The sequence below is a fragment of the Caenibacillus caldisaponilyticus genome, assembly GCF_002003465.1.
Taxonomy (GTDB): Bacteria; Bacillota; Bacilli; order Bacillales; family Sporolactobacillaceae; genus Caenibacillus; species Caenibacillus caldisaponilyticus.
Genome location: NZ_BDDQ01000137.1, coordinates 1 through 1,739, shown reverse-complemented (window position 1 = coordinate 1,739; position 1,739 = coordinate 1). Strand labels below are relative to the sequence as shown.

General features: G+C 39.7%; 1 pseudogene. It reads right to left on the bottom strand.

Annotated features, from left to right (window positions below):
* A pseudogene (locus CCB157_RS16825) lies at nt 1-1,555 on the bottom strand (IS1182 family transposase); the annotation flags it as partial.
* Nucleotides 1,556-1,739: the final 184 nt, after the last annotated feature.

The following is a 1,739-nucleotide window of genomic DNA, read 5'->3' as shown; positions in this document are numbered from 1 at the left end:
GGTGAACTTGAGAAAGATCACCGCCATGAATGCAAATCCCAATTCATTTTTCACCTTTTCTTTGCCTCTCACTGACAAACGAGTGAAACGCAAATTAGCCTTCAGAAATCCAAAAACTGGTTCCACATCAATTTTACGTTTGCCGTAGATTTCACCAGTTTCTTTTTCCGAAAGCTTCTGCCTAATGAATTCTTTATGTTCTTCCCATTTTTGGTTATATTGTATTCTTCGATGATGTCCTTCTTTTGCTTTGGTACATTGGGAACGGAACGGACAACCTGAACAGTCTTCACATTCGTAGACTTTAAATTCTCTGGTAAAACCGTTTCGGTCTGTGCGATGAGACCAATAACGGAACGTCAATTTTTGCCCGTTCGGGCATGTAAATGTATCGTCTTCCGCGTTGTATTCCCAATTGATGACGTTAAAAGGATTCTGCTTTTCTTTCTTTTTCTTCTCTTTTCGGTATGTATTGTAAGTGATGAGTGGTGTGCGTTTCCGATTCTCTAGAACATCTTTATAATTTTGTTCACTCCCATAACCGGCATCTGCGACGATATAGTTAGGGAGTTTGAAGAAGTGTTTCTCGATGTGATCCAGAAATGGGATGAACGTACGTGTATCCGTCGGATTAGGAAATACATCATAAGCGAGCGCAAATTGTCCTTCTGTCGCAATCTGTACATTATAACCCGGCTTAAGTTGACCGTTCTTCATATAATCATCTTTCATTCGCATAAAAGTGGCATCGTGATCGATCTTTGAGTAACTGTTACGTTCGCCGAAATTTCATGTCGTTTTGGTATTTTTGTTTGCGCTCCACAAAATCTTGAAACTGCTTGCGATATTGTTTCGGTACTTTGCGCTCTGAGCGAAGTTGTTTCCTTTCGTTTACATCTTCACTTGCTTCGATTTTTTTGTCATATTCTTCAACTTTTTCATCAAGCTTTTCAACAACCTCGGCGAGTTCTTGGATAGATAATTCCACTAAGTTTTCTCTTTCGATTTCTGGAATAATCTCTTTTTCTAATAATTCATCATACATTTGATTGGACTTTTCGACCAAAGCCGCACTGTATTTTTCAACGGCTTTACGCCAAACAAAGGTAAATTTATTGGCATTGGCTTCAATCTTGGTGCCATCAATAAAAATGGCTTCGTCGTCAATGAGTTTTTCTTTCACGAGCTGACAACGAAATTGCACGAAGCACTGGCGCAATAACTCTTGAACCTCGGGATGAACGCGGAAACGATTGATCGTTCGATAGCTTGGCTCATAGCCTTGTGCCAGCCACATCATCCGAACACTATCTTGGAGGAGGGCTTCGATTTTTCTTCCAGAAAATACGGATTGGCTGTAGGCACACAGAATAATCTTCATCATCATACGAGGATGATAGGAAGGACGACCCGTATCACGCAGGAAGGCTTCAAACGCTTCATCAGGAATCTGTTCGATGAGGTGGTGAATATGAAAGGCGATGTCATTTTCTTTTAATTTAATTTCTAAATCTAGGGGCAAAACCACTTGATTCATGTTATAATATTGAAACATAAGGATACCTCCGATAAGTAAATTGGCTATATTTTAATTTTATCAGAAGGTATCCTTATTTGACTTCTGAAAACCAATAAAAAAGAGTGGTACCTTCACCAACATGTTTTGGTGGGTACCACTCTTTTCAATTTAGCCTACTGGGTTTTGTCCCAGCCTCTTTGTCGGTCCGTTTAGAATGCGA